The sequence below is a fragment of the Microbacterium sp. P5_E9 genome, assembly GCF_054049175.1.
In genome coordinates, this window is record NZ_JBFUMV010000002.1 from 477,669 (window position 1) to 495,092 (window position 17,424).

Annotated in this window: 15 protein-coding genes; 8 read left to right on the plus strand and 7 right to left on the minus strand. The window is 70.4% G+C overall.

The genetic code is table 11. From position 1 onward, the window contains the following. Positions 1-87: 87 nt before the first annotated feature. A complete protein-coding gene (gene pstS, locus ACXJ3V_RS05605; RefSeq protein WP_457099270.1) occupies positions 88-1,185 on the minus strand; it encodes a phosphate ABC transporter substrate-binding protein PstS in 1,098 nt (365 codons plus the stop codon). A gap of 158 nt (positions 1,186-1,343) precedes the next feature. Here pstS and ACXJ3V_RS05610 point away from each other — a divergent pair, with 158 nt between their 5' ends. From ACXJ3V_RS05610 to ACXJ3V_RS05620, 3 genes are read left to right on the plus strand one after another with little or no spacing between them, the layout of a single operon-like run. Next, the gene (locus ACXJ3V_RS05610) at positions 1,344-1,949 is read left to right on the plus strand and encodes a hypothetical protein (protein ID WP_457099271.1); all 606 of its coding nucleotides are present in this window, start codon (positions 1,344-1,346) and stop codon (positions 1,947-1,949) included. 1 nt (position 1,950) lies between these two features. Further along, positions 1,951-5,892 (plus strand): Pls/PosA family non-ribosomal peptide synthetase, encoded by a 3,942-nt coding sequence (locus ACXJ3V_RS05615; RefSeq protein WP_457099272.1) that lies wholly within the window; start codon positions 1,951-1,953, stop codon positions 5,890-5,892. After that, on the plus strand, positions 5,889-7,184 hold the full coding sequence (locus ACXJ3V_RS05620) for a M1 family metallopeptidase (protein WP_457099273.1): 1,296 nt from the start codon (positions 5,889-5,891) through the stop codon (positions 7,182-7,184). Before ACXJ3V_RS05615 ends, ACXJ3V_RS05620 begins: the two co-directional genes overlap by 4 nt. Here the strand turns inward: ACXJ3V_RS05620 and ACXJ3V_RS05625 are convergent. From ACXJ3V_RS05625 to ACXJ3V_RS05640, 4 genes are read right to left on the minus strand one after another with little or no spacing between them, the layout of a single operon-like run. Beyond that, on the minus strand, positions 7,123-7,686 hold the full coding sequence (locus ACXJ3V_RS05625) for a chemotaxis protein CheY (RefSeq protein ID WP_457099274.1): 564 nt from the start codon (positions 7,684-7,686) through the stop codon (positions 7,123-7,125). The genes ACXJ3V_RS05620 and ACXJ3V_RS05625 overlap by 62 nt on opposite strands. Beyond that, positions 7,683-8,621 (minus strand): NUDIX hydrolase, encoded by a 939-nt coding sequence (locus tag ACXJ3V_RS05630; protein ID WP_457099275.1) that lies wholly within the window; start codon positions 8,619-8,621, stop codon positions 7,683-7,685. Before ACXJ3V_RS05630 ends, ACXJ3V_RS05625 begins: the two co-directional genes overlap by 4 nt. Further along, on the minus strand, positions 8,618-10,783 hold the full coding sequence (locus ACXJ3V_RS05635) for an RNA degradosome polyphosphate kinase (RefSeq protein WP_457099276.1): 2,166 nt from the start codon (positions 10,781-10,783) through the stop codon (positions 8,618-8,620). Before ACXJ3V_RS05635 ends, ACXJ3V_RS05630 begins: the two co-directional genes overlap by 4 nt. A gap of 52 nt (positions 10,784-10,835) precedes the next feature. Beyond that, positions 10,836-11,531, minus strand: coding sequence for a response regulator transcription factor (locus tag ACXJ3V_RS05640; protein ID WP_457099277.1), 696 nt, complete (start codon positions 11,529-11,531; stop codon positions 10,836-10,838). A 114-nt stretch (positions 11,532-11,645) separates the two neighbouring features. Here ACXJ3V_RS05640 and ACXJ3V_RS05645 point away from each other — a divergent pair, with 114 nt between their 5' ends. The 4 genes from ACXJ3V_RS05645 (at position 11,646) to ACXJ3V_RS05660 (ending at position 14,885) form a co-directional block, all read left to right on the plus strand. Next, positions 11,646-11,936, plus strand: a complete 291-nt coding sequence (locus tag ACXJ3V_RS05645; protein ID WP_457099278.1) for a hypothetical protein — start codon at positions 11,646-11,648, stop codon at positions 11,934-11,936. Between the two features lie 135 nt (positions 11,937-12,071). After that, complete coding sequence (locus ACXJ3V_RS05650) at positions 12,072-12,671, plus strand: FABP family protein (protein ID WP_457099279.1); 600 nt, start codon at positions 12,072-12,074, stop codon at positions 12,669-12,671. Then, the gene (gene ygfZ, locus ACXJ3V_RS05655) at positions 12,671-13,777 is read left to right on the plus strand and encodes a CAF17-like 4Fe-4S cluster assembly/insertion protein YgfZ (RefSeq protein ID WP_457099280.1); all 1,107 of its coding nucleotides are present in this window, start codon (positions 12,671-12,673) and stop codon (positions 13,775-13,777) included. The genes ACXJ3V_RS05650 and ygfZ overlap by 1 nt, the downstream gene beginning before the upstream one ends. A 10-nt stretch (positions 13,778-13,787) precedes the next feature. Next, positions 13,788-14,885, plus strand: coding sequence for an FUSC family protein (locus ACXJ3V_RS05660; protein WP_457099281.1), 1,098 nt, complete (start codon positions 13,788-13,790; stop codon positions 14,883-14,885). A gap of 12 nt (positions 14,886-14,897) precedes the next feature. Here ACXJ3V_RS05660 and ACXJ3V_RS05665 read toward each other — a convergent pair whose 3' ends face one another. After that, entirely contained in the window at positions 14,898-15,725 is an 828-nt protein-coding gene (locus tag ACXJ3V_RS05665) for a class I SAM-dependent methyltransferase (RefSeq protein ID WP_457099282.1), read from the minus strand. Between the two features lie 53 nt (positions 15,726-15,778). On the opposite strand from ACXJ3V_RS05665, the gene ACXJ3V_RS05670 reads away from it, so the two are divergent. Continuing rightward, entirely contained in the window at positions 15,779-16,531 is a 753-nt protein-coding gene (locus tag ACXJ3V_RS05670) for a phosphoglyceromutase (protein ID WP_457099283.1), read from the plus strand. Positions 16,532-16,598: 67 nt separating this feature from the next. Here ACXJ3V_RS05670 and phoU read toward each other — a convergent pair whose 3' ends face one another. Continuing rightward, positions 16,599-17,282 (minus strand): phosphate signaling complex protein PhoU, encoded by a 684-nt coding sequence (phoU, locus tag ACXJ3V_RS05675; protein WP_457099284.1) that lies wholly within the window; start codon positions 17,280-17,282, stop codon positions 16,599-16,601. Positions 17,283-17,424: the final 142 nt, after the last annotated feature.

Sequence of the window (17,424 nt, forward strand, 5' to 3'; positions counted from 1 at the left end):
CATCCGTTCTTGTCACGTGAATCATACGATCCGGGCTTCAGCCCCGGACAGGTCGCTGACGACGTGTCCGGGGCTGAAGCGGAGGGACTACTTGATCGCGTCGACCGCGGACTGCGCCTGCGCGGCGAGGTCCGCGGAGATGGGCGCGCTGCCCGCGTTGTCGGCTGCGGCCTGCTGGCCGGCCTCGCTGATCGCGGTGGTGAAGAAGCCCTTCACGAGCGCGGCCTGGTCGGCGTCCTGGTACTCGACGCAGCCGATGAGGTAGCTCACGAGCACGACGGGGTAAGCGCCGGCCTCGGTGGTGGTGCGGTCGAGGGCGAAAGCGAGGTCGGTCGCCGCGCGTCCCTCTTCGAGCTTCGAGGCGTCCAGAGCGATCGCGGCACCCTCAGCAGACGGCTCGACCCACTCGGAGCCCACCTGGACGTTCACGGCGCTCAGGTCGGCGGTCTGCGAGTGGTCGGCGTAGCCGATCGCGCCGTTGCCGGCCTTGATGGCGTTGACGACACCCGAGGTGCCCTGCGCCGCTTCGCCGGCCGCGAGCGGCCACTCCTCGACCGATCCGAACGTCCACACCTCCGCCGCCGTCTTGGCGAGGTAGTCGGTGAAGTTCGCGGTCGTGCCCGACTTGTCGGAGCGGTGCACGGGCGTGATGGCGAGGTCGGGGAGCGTGACGCCGTCGTTCGTGGCGGCGATCGCGGGGTCGTTCCAGTTGGTGATCGTGCCGGCGAAGATGCCGGCGATCGTGGCCGGGTCGAGGTTGAGGGAGTCGACGCCCTCGAGGTTGAACGCGATCGCGATCGGCGAGACGTAGGCGGGGATCTCGACCAGGTCGGAGCCCTCGACGCACGCGTCGAACGGGCCGGCGGCGATCTCGTCGACCTTGAACGCACGGTCGGACCCTGCGAACGACACGGCGCCGGACTGGAAGGACTCACGGCCGGTGCCGGAGCCCTGCGGGTCGTAGTTGACGGTGACGTCGGGGTTGGCGGTCTGGAACTCGGCGGTCCATGCCTGGACGGCGACCTGCTGCGAGGTCGCGCCAGATCCGTTGAGGGTGCCGGTGAGGGCGGGGCCGGCGCTCTCGGAGGGGGTCGAGGTGCCCTCTTCGTTCGAGGCGCAGCCGGCGAGCGTGAGGACTGCGATGGCAGCAACAGCGCCCACCTGGGCGATGCGAGAGATCTTCACTGTGGATCCTTCGGGTGTCAGAGGGGAGAACCCGGTGCAGGGTTCGTCCTGAAGGTAAACAGCGACTGTGAAGCGTTTGGGCTGCGATGGTGAACGGAAGGTGAACGAGCCCCGGCCGCTTGACCCGGCCGATTGCGGCCCGGCCCTATCGTGGAGATATGTCCAAGACCTCGAAAGTCCAGCGCAAGGCCCTCGACGCACTCGAGGACGCCGCCGCGGCCGCCCACTTCGCGAAGAAGACAGCGAAGAAGCTGCCCGCCAAGCCCGCGAAGAAGCTTCGTGAACTCGCGAAGGACGCGAAAGCCGCGTCGGATGCCTCGAAGAAGGCGGTGCGCAACGACCCCAAGAAGATCGCGAAGCGCGCGGAGAAGGCCGCCGATCGCGCGTTGATCGCCACCCAGGATGCCCTGGCGAAGGTCGAGTCGAAGGCTGCGGCCAAGGCTCGCGCGCAGCAGAAGGCGGCGGCCAAGAAGGCCGAGTCCGGCGCAGCGAAGAAGGCGAAGGCGGCTGCCGCACAGCCCGCCAAGCCCGTCGCGGCCGCGAAGCCCGCGGAGCCGGCTGTAGCCGCGCCCGCTGAGCCGGATCCCGCAGCCGCGCCGGCGAGGCGCGCCGTGACCAAGCGCACCGCTGCACGCAAGCCCGCCGCCGCGTCCGAAGACCTCGCGACCCTGACCGTCGCGGCGCTGCGCGAGCGCGCCCGCACCGAGGGTCGCACCGGATACTCCCGCTTCACCAAGGCGCAGCTGATCGATCTCCTCTCCTGACGTGTCCGGCCCGCACAGCGCGCAGGGCGTGCTCGACCGTTCGGCACAGGCGCCGCGGCCGCGCACGCTCATCGACATCCTCCGGGAGACCACGGCGCGGCATCCGGAGGCGTCCGCGCTCGACGACGGCTCCGGCGCGCTCAGCTACCGGGAGCTGATGGCCCGCGTGGGCGCCACGGCCACCCGCCTGCACAACGCGGGCGTCCGCCGCGGCGACCGGGTGGGAGTGCGGGTGGTGTCCGGGTCGAAGCAGCTGTACCTGTCGATCCTCGGCGTGCTGGCGGCCGGCGCCGCGTACGTCCCGGTCGACGCCGATGACCCGGACGAGCGCGCGCGGCTCGTCTTCGGCGAGGCGAAGGTGCGCGGCGTGATCTCCGGCGACGGCCAGTATGTCCCGCGCGATGAGACGGAATCGGATGCCGCCTCCGCACCGCTCTTCGATGGAGCGGCGCCGCACCCCAGCACGCACTCGATCGTCGTCGTGCCGCCGCCGACCGTCGACGACGACGCGTGGATCATCTTCACCTCAGGCTCGACCGGCGTGCCGAAGGGCGTCGCGGTGAGCCACCGCTCAGCGGCCGCCTTCGTAGATGCCGAATCACGCATATTCCTCCAGGATGCGCCGCTCGGACCGGGCGACCGGGTGCTCGCGGGGCTGTCCGTGGCGTTCGACGCGTCGTGCGAGGAGATGTGGCTCGCGTGGGGCCACGGTGCGTGCCTCGTGCCCGCGCCGCGGTCGCTCGTGCGGTCGGGCGAGGATCTCGCCCCGTGGCTCATCCGGCAGTCGATCACGGTGGTCTCGACTGTCCCCACGCTGGCCGCGATGTGGCCGATCGCGGCGCTCGAGAATGTGCGACTCCTCATCTTCGGCGGCGAGGCCTGCCCGCCCGAGCTGGCCGCGCGGCTGGCGGCCGATGGCCGCGAAGTGTGGAACACCTATGGCCCCACCGAAGCGACGGTCGTGGCGTGCGCGGCCCCGCTCGATGGCTCGGTGCCGGTGCGCATCGGGCTCCCGCTCGACGGCTGGGCGCTCGCTGTCGTCGACGCCGAAGGCCAGCAGGTCGCCGAGGGCGAGACCGGCGAGCTCATCATCGGCGGCGTCGGCCTCGCCCGCTACCTCGATCCCGCGAAAGACCTCGAGAAGTACGCGCCCATGCCGACGCTCGGCTGGGATCGCGCCTACCGGTCGGGCGATCTCGTGCGCTTCGACGTCGAAGGTCTCGTCTTCCAGGGTCGCGCCGACGATCAGGTCAAGGTGGGCGGACGCCGCATCGAACTCGGCGAGGTGGAGTCTGCATTGCAGGACTTGCCGGGTGTGACGGCCGCGGCTGCCGCCGTGCGCATGACCGACGCGGGGGTTCCCGTGCTCGTCGGCTACCTGGTGGTGGAGGGGGAGTTCGACCGATCCGGTGCGCGTGTCGCCCTCGCCACCACGCTGCCGGCCGCCGTGGTGCCGCTCCTCGCCGTCGTCGACGAGCTCCCGGTGCGGACGTCCGGCAAAGTCGATCGTGCCGCGCTCCCGTGGCCGCTCCCCGGCATCGAGACGCCGGTCACCGGGCTCAGCCCCGCCGAAGCGTGGCTCGCCGAGCAGTGGCAGGCGGTGCTCGGTCTCGCGGTCCCCGACCGCAAAGCCGACTTCTTCGATCTCGGCGGCGGATCCCTCTCCGCCGCACAGCTGGTGTCGCGCATCCGTGTGCGGGTGCCCGAGTACTCGGTCGCCGACATCTACGACGTGCCGCGGCTCGGTGCGATGGCCAAGGCGCTCGGTCCGTTCCTGACCGACGACGACGCGCAGAACTTCCGCCGCCCCGAGCCGACGCCGCGCTCGACGCAGTGGGTGCAGTCGCTCGCCGCGGTGCCGCTCTTCATCCTCACCGGCGTCCGCTGGCTCATGTACATCCTGACCGCCGGCACGATCCTGCAGCTGTGGCCGGGCTTCGAGGCGCTGCCGTCCGCGCAGTGGTGGGTCCTGGCGATCGGCCTGCTGCTGTTCGCGACGCCGTTCGGACGGATGTCGATCGCCGCCGGGTCCGCGCGTCTGCTGCTCGCCGGCCTGCGGCCGGGGGACTATCCCCGCGGCGGCACCGTGCACATGCGGCTCTGGCTCGCCGAGCAGATCTCCGACCAGATCGACGCGGTCGGCCTCGCCGGCGCACCATGGGTCACGTACTACGCCCGCGCGCTCGGCGCGAAGATCGGGCGCGATGTGAACATGCACACGCTTCCGCCGATCACCGGGATGCTGGAGGTCGGAGACGGCGCGTCCATCGAGCCCGAAGTCGACCTGAGCGGGTACTGGATCGACGGCGACCTGGTGCGCATCGGCCCTGTGCGGGTCGGCGCGGACGCCACCGTCGGCACCCGCAGCACCCTGGCCCCGGGCACCCGCATCGGCCAGCGCGCGGAGATCGCTCCCGGCTCGGCCGTGTTCGGCCGCGTGCGCGCCGATCAGTCCTGGGCCGGATCGCCCGCCGTGCGAGTGGGCGGGACTGATGGCGACTGGCCGGACTCGCGACCGCCCGTCGATCACCGGTGGGTGTGGGCCTATGCCGCCTCGGCTCTCGTGCTCGCCCTGCTTCCGATCGGCTCCTTCGCCGTCGGCGGCATCGTCCTCGCCCTCGGGCTGCGCGGAGCGCCCGACCTGTGGGCTGCCCTGGGCGCGTCGTTCCTCTGGCTGATCCCGGCGACGCTCACCGTCGGGCTCGTGTACGCGATCGCCGTCGTGGGGCTCGTCCGGCTGATGTCGATCGGCCTGCAGGAAGGGACGCACCCGATCCGCAGCCGGATCGGCTGGCAGGCCTGGACCACCGAACGGCTGCTCGACTCCGCGCGCACGATCCTCTTCCCGCTGTACTCCAGTCTGTTCACACCCGTCTGGCTGCGGATGCTGGGAGCCAAGGTCGGACACGATGTCGAGGCATCCACCGTCCTGCTCATCCCGTCGATGGCCGAGATCGAAGACGGCGCCTTCCTGGCCGACGACACGATGGTCGCGTCGTACGAGCTGCACGGCGGGTGGATGCGGGTCGGCGCGGTGCGGATCGGCAAGCGGGCGTTCCTGGGCAACTCCGGAATGGCGGCGCCAGGCCATCGGGTGCCGCGCGACGGCCTGGTCGCGGTGCTGTCGTCGGCTCCGCTCAAGGCGAAGCCGGGGTCTTCCTGGCTCGGGTCGCCGGCCGTCCGGCTGCGCCGCCAGTCGGCGGAAGGCGACGAGAGCCGCACCTACGCACCGCCCGCCCGGCTGCGCATCGCGCGGGCGCTGTGGGAGCTCGGCCGGCTCCTGCCCGTGTTCGTGACCTGTGGAATCGGACTCCTCGTGCTGTTCGTGCTCGCGGGCATCGTCGACGCGGTCGGGCCGATCTGGGCGCTCCTGCTGTCCGGGCCGGTGATGCTCGTGACGAGCGTGGTCGCGGCAGCCATCTCGGTCGCGGCGAAGTGGATCATCGTCGGCCCGATCCGCGCGGGCGAGCAGCCGCTCTGGTCGAGCTTCGTGTGGCGCACCGAGGTGTCCGACACCTTCACCGAGATGGTCGCGGCACCGTGGTTCGCGCGCAGCGCCGCCGGGACGCCGGCGCTGGCCGTGTGGCTGCGAGCACTCGGCGCGCACATCGGGCGCGGCGTGTGGTGCGACAGCTACTGGCTGCCCGAGCCGGATCTCGTGACGCTCGGCGACGGCTCCACGGTCAACCGCGGGTGTGTGGTGCAGACCCATCTCTTCCACGATCGGATCATGAGCATGGATACCGTGGAGCTCGAGGCGGGCGCCACCCTCGGCCCGCACAGCGTCATCCTGCCCGCCGCCTCGATCGGCGCTCACGCGACCGTGGGCCCGGCGTCACTCGTCATGCGGGGTGAGACCGTCCCGGTGGGTTCACGCTGGAGCGGCAACCCGATCGGACCCTGGCGCGCGGTCAAGGTGCGCGCCTACCAGTCGACATCGTGAGGCGCCACGACGACTACGCGCCGCAGAGCGGCGATCTGACCTTCGACGTCGAATCGTATGACCTCGACCTCACCTATCGGGTGCGCACCAACCGGCTCGAAGGGCGAGCGCTGATCAACGCCGTCGCCGCTGTCGAGACCCGTTCGGTCTCGCTCGACCTCGTGGGCCTGCGCGCCACTCGGGCGCGCATCGACGGCGACCCGCGCACTGGGATGCTCCAGGGCCCGCGCAAGCTTCGCATCACCCCGCCGCGCCCGCTCGCGGCGGGCGAGGCATTCTCGATCGAGGTCGTCTATGGCGGCGCGCCCGCACCCCGGCGCTCGCGATGGGGGCTGATCGGCTGGGAGGAGCTCGAGGACGGTGCACTGGTCGCCGGCCAGCCGATCGGCGCGCCGACCTGGTTCCCCTGCAACGACCGCCCCGACGATCGCGCGCGCTACCGCATCGCCGTCACCACCGACGAGGGCTATGCGGTCGCCGCCACCGGGGTACCCGGACCGATCACGCGCTCCCGCGGCCGGGTGCGGCGCGAGTTCACGGTGCAGACCCCGATGGCGACCTACCTGGCCGCCGTCCACGTCGGCCGCTATCAGGAGACCATGCTCGGCCGCGCGCGGATCGTGCACCCACCGGCGATCGCCACCGCTGTCATGCGGGCGTTCGGCGACGCACCACGCATGATGGCCTTCTTCGAGGATGCCTTCGGTCCCTACCCGCAGGAGGAGTACACGATCGTCGTCACCGCCGACGCGCTGGAGATCCCCCTCGAGGCGCAGGGACTGGTGGTGTTCGGCTCGAATCATCTGGACGCCGCCTCCGAGCGTCTGATCGCCCACGAGCTGGCGCATCAGTGGTTCGGCAACAGCGTCGGCATCGCGCGCTGGCACGACATCTGGCTCAACGAGGGTTTCGCCTGCTACGCGGAGTGGATGTGGTCGGAGGCGTCCGGAGGTCCGACGGCGGCGGCCCACGCGAAGAGCCAGTACGACCGACTCCGCCGGCTTCCGCAGGACCTCATCCTCACCGACCCCGGGCCCGACACGATGTTCGACGACCGGGTCTACAAGCGCGGAGCGCTCACTCTCGAGGCGCTGCGGAGGCGCATCGGCCATGCGGCGTTCGCCGACCTGCTGCGCCGGTGGGTGTCCACGCAGCGCCACAGCCTCGTGACGACCGATGACTTCCGCGCCTGCGTCGAGGCGGCCACGGGCGAGACCCACGAGGATCTGCTCAGTGCGTGGCTGGACCGCGCTCCGCTTCCGGCGCTCGACGCGGCCGCACGGCGACGCTGACCAGGACCCCAGCAGGCCCGGCGGCGTCCCAGCCTGCGAAGGCGGTGCCACCGGGGACGACGGCGTCCCACCCGCTCTGGTCCTCGCGCTCGCGCACGGTGACCTCGGCGGGCTCGACGCGCAGTCCCCGTCCATCCGCCTTGAGGGCCGCCTCCACCCGCGTCCAATCGCGCAGGGACGTGCGATCCTGACCGAGGATTCCACGCAGGCCGGCGGCATCCCGAGCTGTCTCGTGCTCGCGCTCCGCATCGATCCCGAACGCGTCGAACAGGGCGCCATCGGCGACCCCGACGACCGCGACCGGTCCCGCATACGAGACGCTCGCCAACGCGTCGGCGCCCGCCACCCGCACCGGGCCGTGCGGGCCGCCGCATCGAGGGCACGGGTTGCTGAGCTCGACGCCATCGGGCAGCAGGCCCCGCAGCAGCCGCCAGGCGGTCTCGCGGCGCGGTTCGCCCGGCGGGACAGCCGCCCACGCAAGCTGCACGCCGGTCGCTGTCACACCTTCGGCTCGTGCGTCTCGATCGCCACGATCCCGGAACCCGGATTCGTCGCCGACAGGTGCACCACCGAGAACGCTCCGGTGTCGAGAGCCGAGGCGCTGCCGAGATAGGAGCCGCGCAGTGTTCCCGTCGCGAGGGCGAGCTCCGTCAGGATCTCGGGGAGCACCGGACCATGGCTGCAGAGCACCGCGGCCTTGCGGGATCGCACGCGCTCGCCGACGATGCGGCGCGCGTCCGACGCACCCTCTTCCCAGGCATCCTGGCTGATCAAGGGGGTCCGATCGATCGGACGCCCGAGGGCCGCCGACAGCGGCGTCACGGTCTTGACGCAGCGGACCGCGGGGGAGGAGATCAGCTTGCGCGGTCCGAAGGCGAGGAGCTGGCCGACTGCGGCATTGGCCTGCTTGCGACCCCTGATGTTCAGCGGACGCGCATGGTCGGCGCCCTTCCACTCATCGCGCGTCAGCGCCTTGGCGTGACGCAGGACGATGATCGGGAAGGTCGCGAGGATGCCGTCGTCGACGAACTTCAGGAAGTTCTCGAGGATCTCCACATCGACCGGATAGCTGAGGCGCTTGAGCGCCTTCTTGGGCGTCACCCATTCGATCGCCGCGATCTCGCGGTTCGGGACGAACGAGGACGACCGGATGGCGGCATCCGTCGCTTCGGCAGACCAGTAGTGCACGATCTTCTGCCGCTTGTTCGGCATGTGGTACTTCGACACGCCGACCGGGATGCCGAGGCTGACCCGGATGCCGGTCTCTTCGAGGATCTCGCGGGCCGCGGTCTCGGCGAGCGTCTCACCCGGCTCGACCTTGCCTTTGGGCAGCGTCACATCGCGGTAGGCCGTGCGGTGGATGAGCAGCAGCGTGAGCTTCCCGTTGACGAGCCGCCACACGACACCGCCGGCGGCGTAGATCGCGCTCTCGGTCATCGCACCACCCGGGCTCGGCGGCGGCGCTGCACCGTTGTCATCGTCCGATCCTGGATGTCGGTGAGCGGTTTGCCGCCCTCGTCCAGGCTGTGCCGCGTCCACTCGCCCTCTGGACCGAGCCACCACGAGCTCGTGGTGTCGCTCATCGCGAGTTCGAAGAGGGTGAGGAGCTCCTTGACGTGGGCCGGCGCGACGACGCGCACGAGCGCCTCGACCCGGCGATCGAGGTTGCGGTGCATCATGTCGGCGCTGCCGATGAACACCTGCGGATCGCCGTCGTTGTGGAACGCGAAGATGCGCGAGTGCTCCAGATAGCGACCCAGGATGCTGCGCACGACGATGTTCTCGCTCATCCCCTCCACCCCCGGCTTGAGCGCGCAGATGCCGCGCACCCAGATCTCGACCGGGACGCCGGCCTGGCTCGCCAGATACAGCGCGTCGATGATCTGCTCGTCCACCATCGAGTTCACCTTGAGGCGGATCCGGGACGGCTTGCCCTCGAGGGCGTTGCGCCGCTCGTTGTCGATCTGCCGGAGCAGACCCTTGCGCAGGTGCAGGGGAGCGACCAGGAGCCGCTTGAACTTCTTCTCGATCGCGTAGCCGGACAGCTCGTTGAACAGGCGGGTCAGATCCCGGCCGACCTGGTCGTCCTGCGTGAACAGCCCGAAGTCCTCGTACATCCGGCTCGTCTTCGGGTTGTAGTTGCCGGTGCCGATGTGGCTGTAGTGGCGGAGGATGCCGTCTTCCTCGCGGATGACGAGCGCCAGCTTGCAGTGCGTCTTCAGCCCGACCAGGCCATACACGACGTGGACGCCCGCCTTCTCGAGCTTGCGCGCCCAGACGATGTTCGCGGCTTCGTCGAACCGCGCCTTCACCTCCACCAGGGCCAGCACCTGCTTGCCCGCTTCGGCCGCATCGATGAGCGCCTGCACGATCGGGCTGTCGCCCGAGGTGCGGTACAGCGTCTGCTTGATGGCCAGGACGTGCGGGTCCTTGGCCGCCTGCTCGAGGAACAGCTGCACGCTCGTCGCAAAGGATTCGTAGGGGTGGTGGACGAGCACATCGCCCTTGCGGATGGAGGCGAAGATGTCGGCGCGGCCGTTCTGCTCGGCCGGCTGGAACGGCAGCGCCGTCGTCGGAACGTGCGCGGCGTAGTGCAGCTCCGGCCGATCGATCCTGGACAGGTCGAACAGTCCGCGGAGGTCGAGCAGACCCGGCAGCCGGTAGACCTCTTGCGAGGTGATGTCGAGCTCCTTGACCAGCAGGTCGAGGGTCACGTCGTCGATCTCCTCGGTGACTTCGAGGCGGATCGGGGGACCGAACCGGCGTCGCAGGAGCTCGGCCTCGAGCGCCTGGATGAGGTTCTCGGTCTCGTCCTCTTCGATGACCATGTCTTCGTTGCGCGTGAGGCGGAACGTGTGGTGGTCGAGGATCTCCATGCCGGGGAAGAGGTCTTCGAGGTGATTCGCGATGATGAACTCGAGGGGGACATACCGCACCCGCTCGCCGTCGCGCGAGACCCGGACGAATCGCGGGAGCATCGGCGGAACCTTGAGTCGGGCGAAGTCCTGTCGACCCGTGCGGGCGTTACGGATGCGGATCGCCAGGTTGAGCGACAGCCCCGAGATGTACGGGAAGGGGTGCGCCGGGTCAACCGCGAGCGGCATCAGCACGGGGAAGACCTGCGCCTGGAAGTACTCGTAGGCGTACGCCTTCTCTTCGTCGGTCAGGGCCTCCCAGGAGAGGACGTCGATGCCGGCGTCGGCGAGCGCGGGCTGGATGTCGTCCACCCATGCCGCAGCGTGGCGGACCTGGAGGCGATGGGCCTCGGCGGAGATGTCGGTGAGGACCTCCTGCGGCGACCGGCCGATGTTCGTCGGGACGGCCAGTCCGGTGACGATCCGGCGCTTGAGTCCAGCGACTCGGACCATGAAGAACTCGTCGAGGTTGCTCGCGAAGATGGCGAGGAAGTTCGACCGCTCGAGCACGGGCAGATTCCGGTCTTCCGCAAGCTCCAGCACGCGCTGGTTGAAGGAGAGCCAGCTGATCTCGCGGTCAAGATACCGGTGATCGGGGAGCTGCGAGACGAACGCCTCCGAGAGGTCGAAGTCGTCGTCATCCGCGTCGCCGAGCCCGGCGTCGAGCACCTCGTGTTCGATCATCCCATCATCATTGCAGGGACAGGTGACGAGCGTGTGAACTCGGGAGCGGCCGCTAGACGGACCGTGCGGACGGGGCTGGAGCCTGGTCGTCCTCGTAGACGTTGAAGCGGTAGCCGACATTTCGGACGGTGCCGATGAGCTGCTCGAGATCGCCGAGCTTTGCTCGCAGGCGGCGCACGTGCACGTCGACCGTGCGGGTGCCGCCGAAGTAGTCGTAGCCCCACACCTCACTGAGCAGCTGCTCCCTGGTGAACACGCGGGACGGGTGCGTCGCGAAGAAGTGCAGGAGCTGGAACTCCTTGTAAGTCAGGTCGAGCGGCTTGCCGTGCACCTTCGCGGAGTACGACGATTCGTCGATCGTGATGCCCGACGTCTGGATGCGCGTCGACACCTGCTCCTTCGTCATCCGTCCGATCGCGAGTCGCACGCGGGCGTCGACCTCGGCGGGGCCGGCCGTCATGAGGATGACGTCGTCCACACCCCAGTCCGTCGACACCGCCGTGAGGCCGCCCTCGGTGACAACGAGGAGGAGCGGCGCGTCCAGACCGGTCGTGTTCAGGATCTTGCAGAGGGACTTCGCACCGACCAGGTCGATGCGCGCGTCGACGAAGATCACATCCGCGCTCGGTGCGTTCACGAGTGAGGCGGGTTCAGCGGGGATCTGACGCACGCGGTGGCTCAGCAGCTCCAAGGAGGGCAGGACAGGCCCGCCGCCGGGTGCGGAACTGAGAACAAGAAGCTGTGCCAAAGGTGATCCTCCGGACGCGGGTGGGACTCGACGTCACCCTCAGTTTAGAGTCACGACGCGCTCCTCACGGATCGCTTCGACGCACGGGCCTTGTCGGTGCGTCACAATAGGGGCATGGCCGTGCCTGAGCTTGCTCCCCGCCGCACCACCGGCGCCGTTGTCGCGGTGTGGATCGCCTCCGCGGTGATCGCGGTCGTCGTGGGGCTGTTCGTTCCGCCGGACTGGCGGGCGGCCTGGCTCGTCGTCGGTCTCGGCGCCTGCATCTGGCTCTCGTTCGGGCTGCAGCTCGCCAACGGCCGCTCGCATGGGTTCATCCTGCGGGTCGCCGCCGGCTGCCTGGGCGCGCTCGTCGTGATGGGTGTCATCAGCCTGGGGTTCGGGCTGGCATCGGTCGTTCCGGGATAGAGTGTCAGCCATGGATCTCGTCGCACTCGAGCTGTTCTTCGTGGGCCTCCTCGCGCTCGCGTCGCTCGCGATCGCCTTCGTCTCCGGCGTCGTGGTCTGGAACCTGTACCGCGGCCAGCGCTGACCGGAGGCGCCGTGCTCGAGCTGCCGACCGACCTTCCCGCGGACATCGTTCCGCTGTCGTGGCTCCTCGGGATCTGGGAGGGCACCGGCGTCATCGACTACACCGCGGACGGCCATCGCTACGAAGGCGAGTTCGCGCACCGGGTGAGCTTCAGCCATGACGGCGGCGGGTACCTGAACTACTCCGCGGACGCCTGGCTGGACGCCGACGGGGTACGCAGCCCGCTCATCGCCGAGGTGGGCTATTGGCGGCTCTCCCGCCCGGCGACGCCGGCGGATGCCGGCCCCGGCCTGCTCCCGCCCCGATCGCCGTTCGTGGCGCGCACCGCGGACGACGTCGAGCTGCTGCGGACCGCGCAGGGCGGATTCGACATCGAAGTCTCGCTCGTGCACGCGGACGGGCTCATGGAGCTGTACCTCGGCCAGGTTCGCGGTCCGCGCATCGACATCGCCACGGACGCCGTCGTGCGCACCGCCGGCGCGAAGTCCTATGGCGCGGCGACCAGAATGTACGGCCTCGTCGACCAGCACCTGCTGTGGGCGTGGGATATCGCGGCGCTCGGAGCAGACCTCGGTTCGCACGCATCGGCACGACTGGCGAAGGCGGAATGATGACCGAGATCTTCGCGGCGGTACCCGGGGCGGTCGTCGACGACACCGGGCTCCGGCACATCGGCAATCCGCTCGCCGAGCAGCGCGCGCTCGCCGAAGGGCGGGCGGTCGCCCCCCTCGGCGACCGGAGGGTGCTCGCGGTTCCCGGTGAGGATCGGCTGTCCTGGCTGGATTCGCTCGCATCCCAGGCCCTGACCGGGCTGGTGCGCGGCGGGAGCACGGAGCTGCTGATCCTCGACCCGCAGGGTCACGTGGAGCACGCGGCATCCGTCATCGACGACGGCGAGACCGCCTGGCTCATCGTGGATCGCGCGGATGCCGATGGCCTCTTGGCCTGGCTGCTGCGGATGCGGTTCCGGCTCCGGGTCGCGCCCCGCGATGCGAGCGACGAGTACGCCGTCATCGGCGGAACGCGGGATGCGCTCACGGCGGTGAACCCTGCGACCCCGGCAGGAGTGCCGCTCGTCTGGGTCGACTCATGGCCCGACATCGACTCCGGCGGCTACGCCTATGCGGCCGTCGATCCGCACCCTGGGTTCGACCGGGACTGGGCCGAGGCCATCGTGACGCGTGCCGAAGAGGCGCGGGTGGCCACGGCCGCGGCGACCGGCGGTCTCGCGCTCGCGGGCCTGACGGCATCCGATGCGCTTCGCGTCGCCGCCTGGCGCCCGCGGTGGGCGGCGGAGGTCGACGGGCGGACGCTGCCGCACGAGGTCGACTGGCTGCGCACCGCCGTGCATCTGAGCAAGGGCTGCTACCGCGGGCAGGAGACCGTCGCCAAGGTGCACAACCTGGGTCACCCGCCTCGGCGCCTCGTGGCGCTCCAGCTCGACGGCAGCGACAGCACCTTCCCCGAGCCCGGCGCTGCCGTGCGGGTGGGGGAGGACGCCGTCGGCGTCATCACTTCGGTCGCCCTGCACTATCAAGACGGGCCGATCGCCCTCGCCCTGGTGCGCCGGACGACGCCGGTCGACGCGGCATTGACCGTCGACACCTCGGACGGCCCGATCTCGGCCGCGCAGGAGATCATCGTCCCCCCGGAGGCGGGGGCTACGGCATCGATCCCGCGGATGCCGCGCCTGGGCCGCCGTACGACCGCTCGGTGAGCGCAGCGTCGTGAGCGCTCCGGTCACCGCGGCGATCCCGACCGGGTGGCGGTCGCGCGTCAACCCCAAGCCGGCCCTCGTCCGGGTGCGCCGATCGCTTCCGGGCATTCTGCAGATCGTGGTGGCCGCGACCGGCGCCTACCTCTTCGCCGAGATGGTGCTGGGTCACCCGACGCCGCTGCTCGCCGCGACCGTGACCGTCTCGAGCCTCGGGCTCGTGCGCGACGCACGACCGATCCGGGTGCTCGAGACCGTGATCGGGATGCTGGTCGGCATCCTGATCGCCGAGCTCCTGCTGCTCGTCGCGGGAAGCGGGTGGTGGCAGCTGGCGCTGGCCCTGGGCATAACGCTCATCGTGGCGCGCTTCCTCTCCGCCCAGGCGGGCTTCGCGATCGCCGCCGCGATCCAGTCGCTGATCGTCATGATCATCCCCGGCGGATCGCCCTTCTTCCGGTTCGTCGACGGCATCGTCGGCGGCGTCGCGGCGCTCCTGGTGACCGCCCTCGTCCCCCGCAGCGTCGTGCGCACCGAGCTGCGCGAGGGGCACGCGGTCTTCGCCGCGGTCGACAGCGCCGCCGGCGCGCTCATCCAGGCGCTGCGTCGAGGCGACCGCCTGCGCGCCGAGCGCGGGCTCGAGAAGGCGCGCGGACTGCAGCCCCTTTTCGAGGAATGGCGTGTCGCGCTGGAGTCCGGCGCCGCGATCGCGCGCATCTCGCCGTTCCTGCGCCGCCAGCGCTTCGAGCTGCAGCGCCACGAGCGGATCCGCCGGTCGATGGATCTCGCCATCCGGAATCTGCGGGTCATCGCGCGCCGTGTGGTGTACCTCTGCGACGACGGGGTGGCCCGCCCTGTGGCGGCGGACGTGCTCGCCGACATCATGCGCGCCGCCGACGTGGTCGCGGGCTCGCTCGATGACATCGCGCTCGAGCCGATCGCGCGCGAGAGCCTGCTCTCGATCGCCGGACGCCTGGACCCGCGCACGATCATCCCCGACGCCGCCCTCGGCGATCAGGGCCTGATCGCGGCCCTCCGGCCGCTGGTCGTCGACCTTCTCACGGCGACCGGGATGCCGGATGCCGCGGCTCGCGCCGCCGTTCCGCGCATCTGAGGCGGCTCAGAGTCACGTCCCCGGCGCGACAGCCGTCCACGGCACCGTGACCTCGCCGAGGCGCCAGCGCGCGCGCTGAGGCAACGGCCATCCGGCCCCGGCCAGCGCGTCGAGCGTGGTCTGCCAGCGGTGCACCGGACCGAACGGCGAGACGACGGCGGCGCGGTCCCATTCGGTGTCCAGGTCTCGGAGGAAGGCATGGATCCGCTCGCCCGGCACGTTGCGGTGGATGAGCGCCTTGGGGAGCCGCTCGGCCGCGATCGACGGACGCTCGAGGCCCTGAAGACGCAGCGAGAGCGTGAGCGACTGCGGGACGGCGTCGGCGTCGAGGGCGATCCAGGTCGTGATCCGCCCGAGTTCGTCGCACGTCCCCTCGACGAGGAGGCCGCCCGGGGCGAGCCGCGCACACACGCGGTCCCACGCGCCACGCACCTCGGTCTCCTGGTACTGGCGCAGCACGTTCATGGCCCGGATGACCGCAGGGCGCCGGCCGCCTGCCAGCGGAACCTCGAACCCGCCCAGCGCGAACGCCACCCGCGCATCCGCGGCGAAGCCGGTGGCCCCCGCGCGCACCGCCTCCAGCTGGTGCCGGGCGCGGGTGACCCGGTTCGGCTCGATCTCGAGGCCGACCACATCGACATCCGGCCGAGTGCGGGCAAGGCGGGCGTGCAGCTCCAGCGTCGTGACCGCACTCGCCCCGTAGCCGAGATCCACGACCAGCGGATCGGTGGTGCGCCGCAGGGCGGGATGCCGCGCGATCCAGCGGTCCACCCGCCGGAGGCGGTTGGTGCCGGTCGTCCCGCGGGTCACCTGCCCGATGGGGGATCGACCGCTCGCCATGAGCCCATGATGTCAGGCCGGTGCGCGGCATCCGGGCTCGCTATCATGGCGGCATGACTGCGCCCTATACGCTGATCCTCCTCCGCCACGGTCAGAGCACCTGGAACGAGCTGAACCTCTTCACCGGATGGGTCGACGTCCGGCTCTCCGAGAAGGGGAAGGCCGAAGCCCAGCGCGGCGGCGAACTCCTCGCCGAGTCCGGGCTTCTGCCGGACGTGCTGCACACCTCCCTGCTGAGCCGCGCCATCCAGACCGCGGACATCGCCCTCGACGCCGCTGACCGGCTCTGGATTCCGGTGAAGCGCACCTGGCGCCTCAACGAGCGCCACTACGGCGCCTTGCAGGGCAAGGACAAGGCCCAGACGCTCGAGGAGTTCGGACAGGAGCAGTTCATGCTCTGGCGCCGTTCGTTCGACGTGCCGCCGCCCCTGCTCGACGACGACTCCGAGTTCAGCCAGGTGAACGACCCGCGCTATGCCGGCATCGACGGCGACATCCCGCGCACCGAGTCGCTCAAGCTCGTCATCGACCGGTTCCTGCCGTATTGGGAGAGCGACATCGTCCCCGACCTGCGCGCCGGCAAGACCGTCCTCGTGACGGCGCACGGCAACTCGCTGCGCGGGCTCGTCAAGCACCTCGACGGCATCAGCGACGCCGACATCTCCGAGCTGAACATCCCCACCGGCATCCCGCTGGTCTACCGCCTCGACGAGAACCTCGAGCCGCTCGGCCCGGGGGAGTACCTCGACCCCGAGGCCGCCGCAGCGGGCGCCGCCGCCGTCGCGAACCAGGGCAGCAAGAAGTAGCACCCACACCACGCATGAGAAGAGCGGATGCCTCGAACCGAGGCATCCGCTCTGCTGCGTCTGCGAGCTACCGGGCGGCGCCGGGGATGACGAACGAGTCGTCGTTGTCGGTCGTCCAGTCGCCGGTGGCGAGGTAGGCGACCTTCTTCGAGATGGAGACCGCGTGGTCGCCGAAGCGCTCGTGGTAGCGGCTCGCGAGCGTCGCGTCGACGGTCGCCGCGGGCTCGCCCTGCCAGCTGTCGCTGAGCACCTTCTCGAACACCGAGATGTGCAGCTCGTCGATGGCGTCGTCGTCGTTGCGGATCTCCTCCGCGAGCGCGAGGTCCTGGGTGCGCAGCAGCTCGGTGAGCTTTCTGGCGACCTCGACGTCGAGCTGCCCCATCTCGATGAAGGTCGATTTCAGGCCCTTGGGGATGGCGCGGTCGGGGAAGCGCATGCGGGTGAGCTGGGCGATGTGCTCGGCGATGTCGCCCATCCGCTCCAGCGACGCGCTGATCCGGAGGGCGCTCACCACAATGCGGAGGTCGCGCGCGACCGGCTGCTGGCGCGCGAGGATCTCGATCGCCTGCTCGTCGAGGGCGATGGCCTTCTCGTCGATGATCGCGTCCGCTTCGATGACTTCTTCGGCGAGGGCGACATCACTCGTGCCGAACGCGCGAGTCGCCTTCTCGATCGCCACGGTCACCAGTCCGGCGATCTCGACGAGTCTCTCCTGAACGTCTTCGAGCGACTGGTGGAAAACTTCGCGCATGGGAACACCTCTCTGATTCGCGGCGGCAACCGCCCCGCGACCCTCGCGATTGTCGTCAGCGAAGGTTAACGAACGGTGCCACGAGAGTGAATAGTACTGGGCCGGGCTCGCGGCGAGGCCGCTGACGGCCCGAACGGCGGCC

Coding starts and splice junctions, on each gene's coding strand:
- ACXJ3V_RS05610 (WP_457099271.1), top strand. CDS start 1,344: ATGTCCAAGACCTCGAAAGTCCAGCGCAAGGCCCTCGACGCACTCGAG.
- ACXJ3V_RS05630 (WP_457099275.1), bottom strand. CDS start 8,621: ATGACCGAGAGCGCGATCTACGCCGCCGGCGGTGTCGTGTGGCGGCTC.
- ACXJ3V_RS05635 (WP_457099276.1), bottom strand. CDS start 10,783: ATGATCGAACACGAGGTGCTCGACGCCGGGCTCGGCGACGCGGATGAC.
- ACXJ3V_RS05645 (WP_457099278.1), top strand. CDS start 11,646: ATGGCCGTGCCTGAGCTTGCTCCCCGCCGCACCACCGGCGCCGTTGTC.
- ygfZ (WP_457099280.1), top strand. CDS start 12,671: ATGACCGAGATCTTCGCGGCGGTACCCGGGGCGGTCGTCGACGACACC.
- ACXJ3V_RS05665 (WP_457099282.1), bottom strand. CDS start 15,725: ATGGCGAGCGGTCGATCCCCCATCGGGCAGGTGACCCGCGGGACGACC.
- ACXJ3V_RS05670 (WP_457099283.1), top strand. CDS start 15,779: ATGACTGCGCCCTATACGCTGATCCTCCTCCGCCACGGTCAGAGCACC.
- phoU (WP_457099284.1), bottom strand. CDS start 17,282: ATGCGCGAAGTTTTCCACCAGTCGCTCGAAGACGTTCAGGAGAGACTC.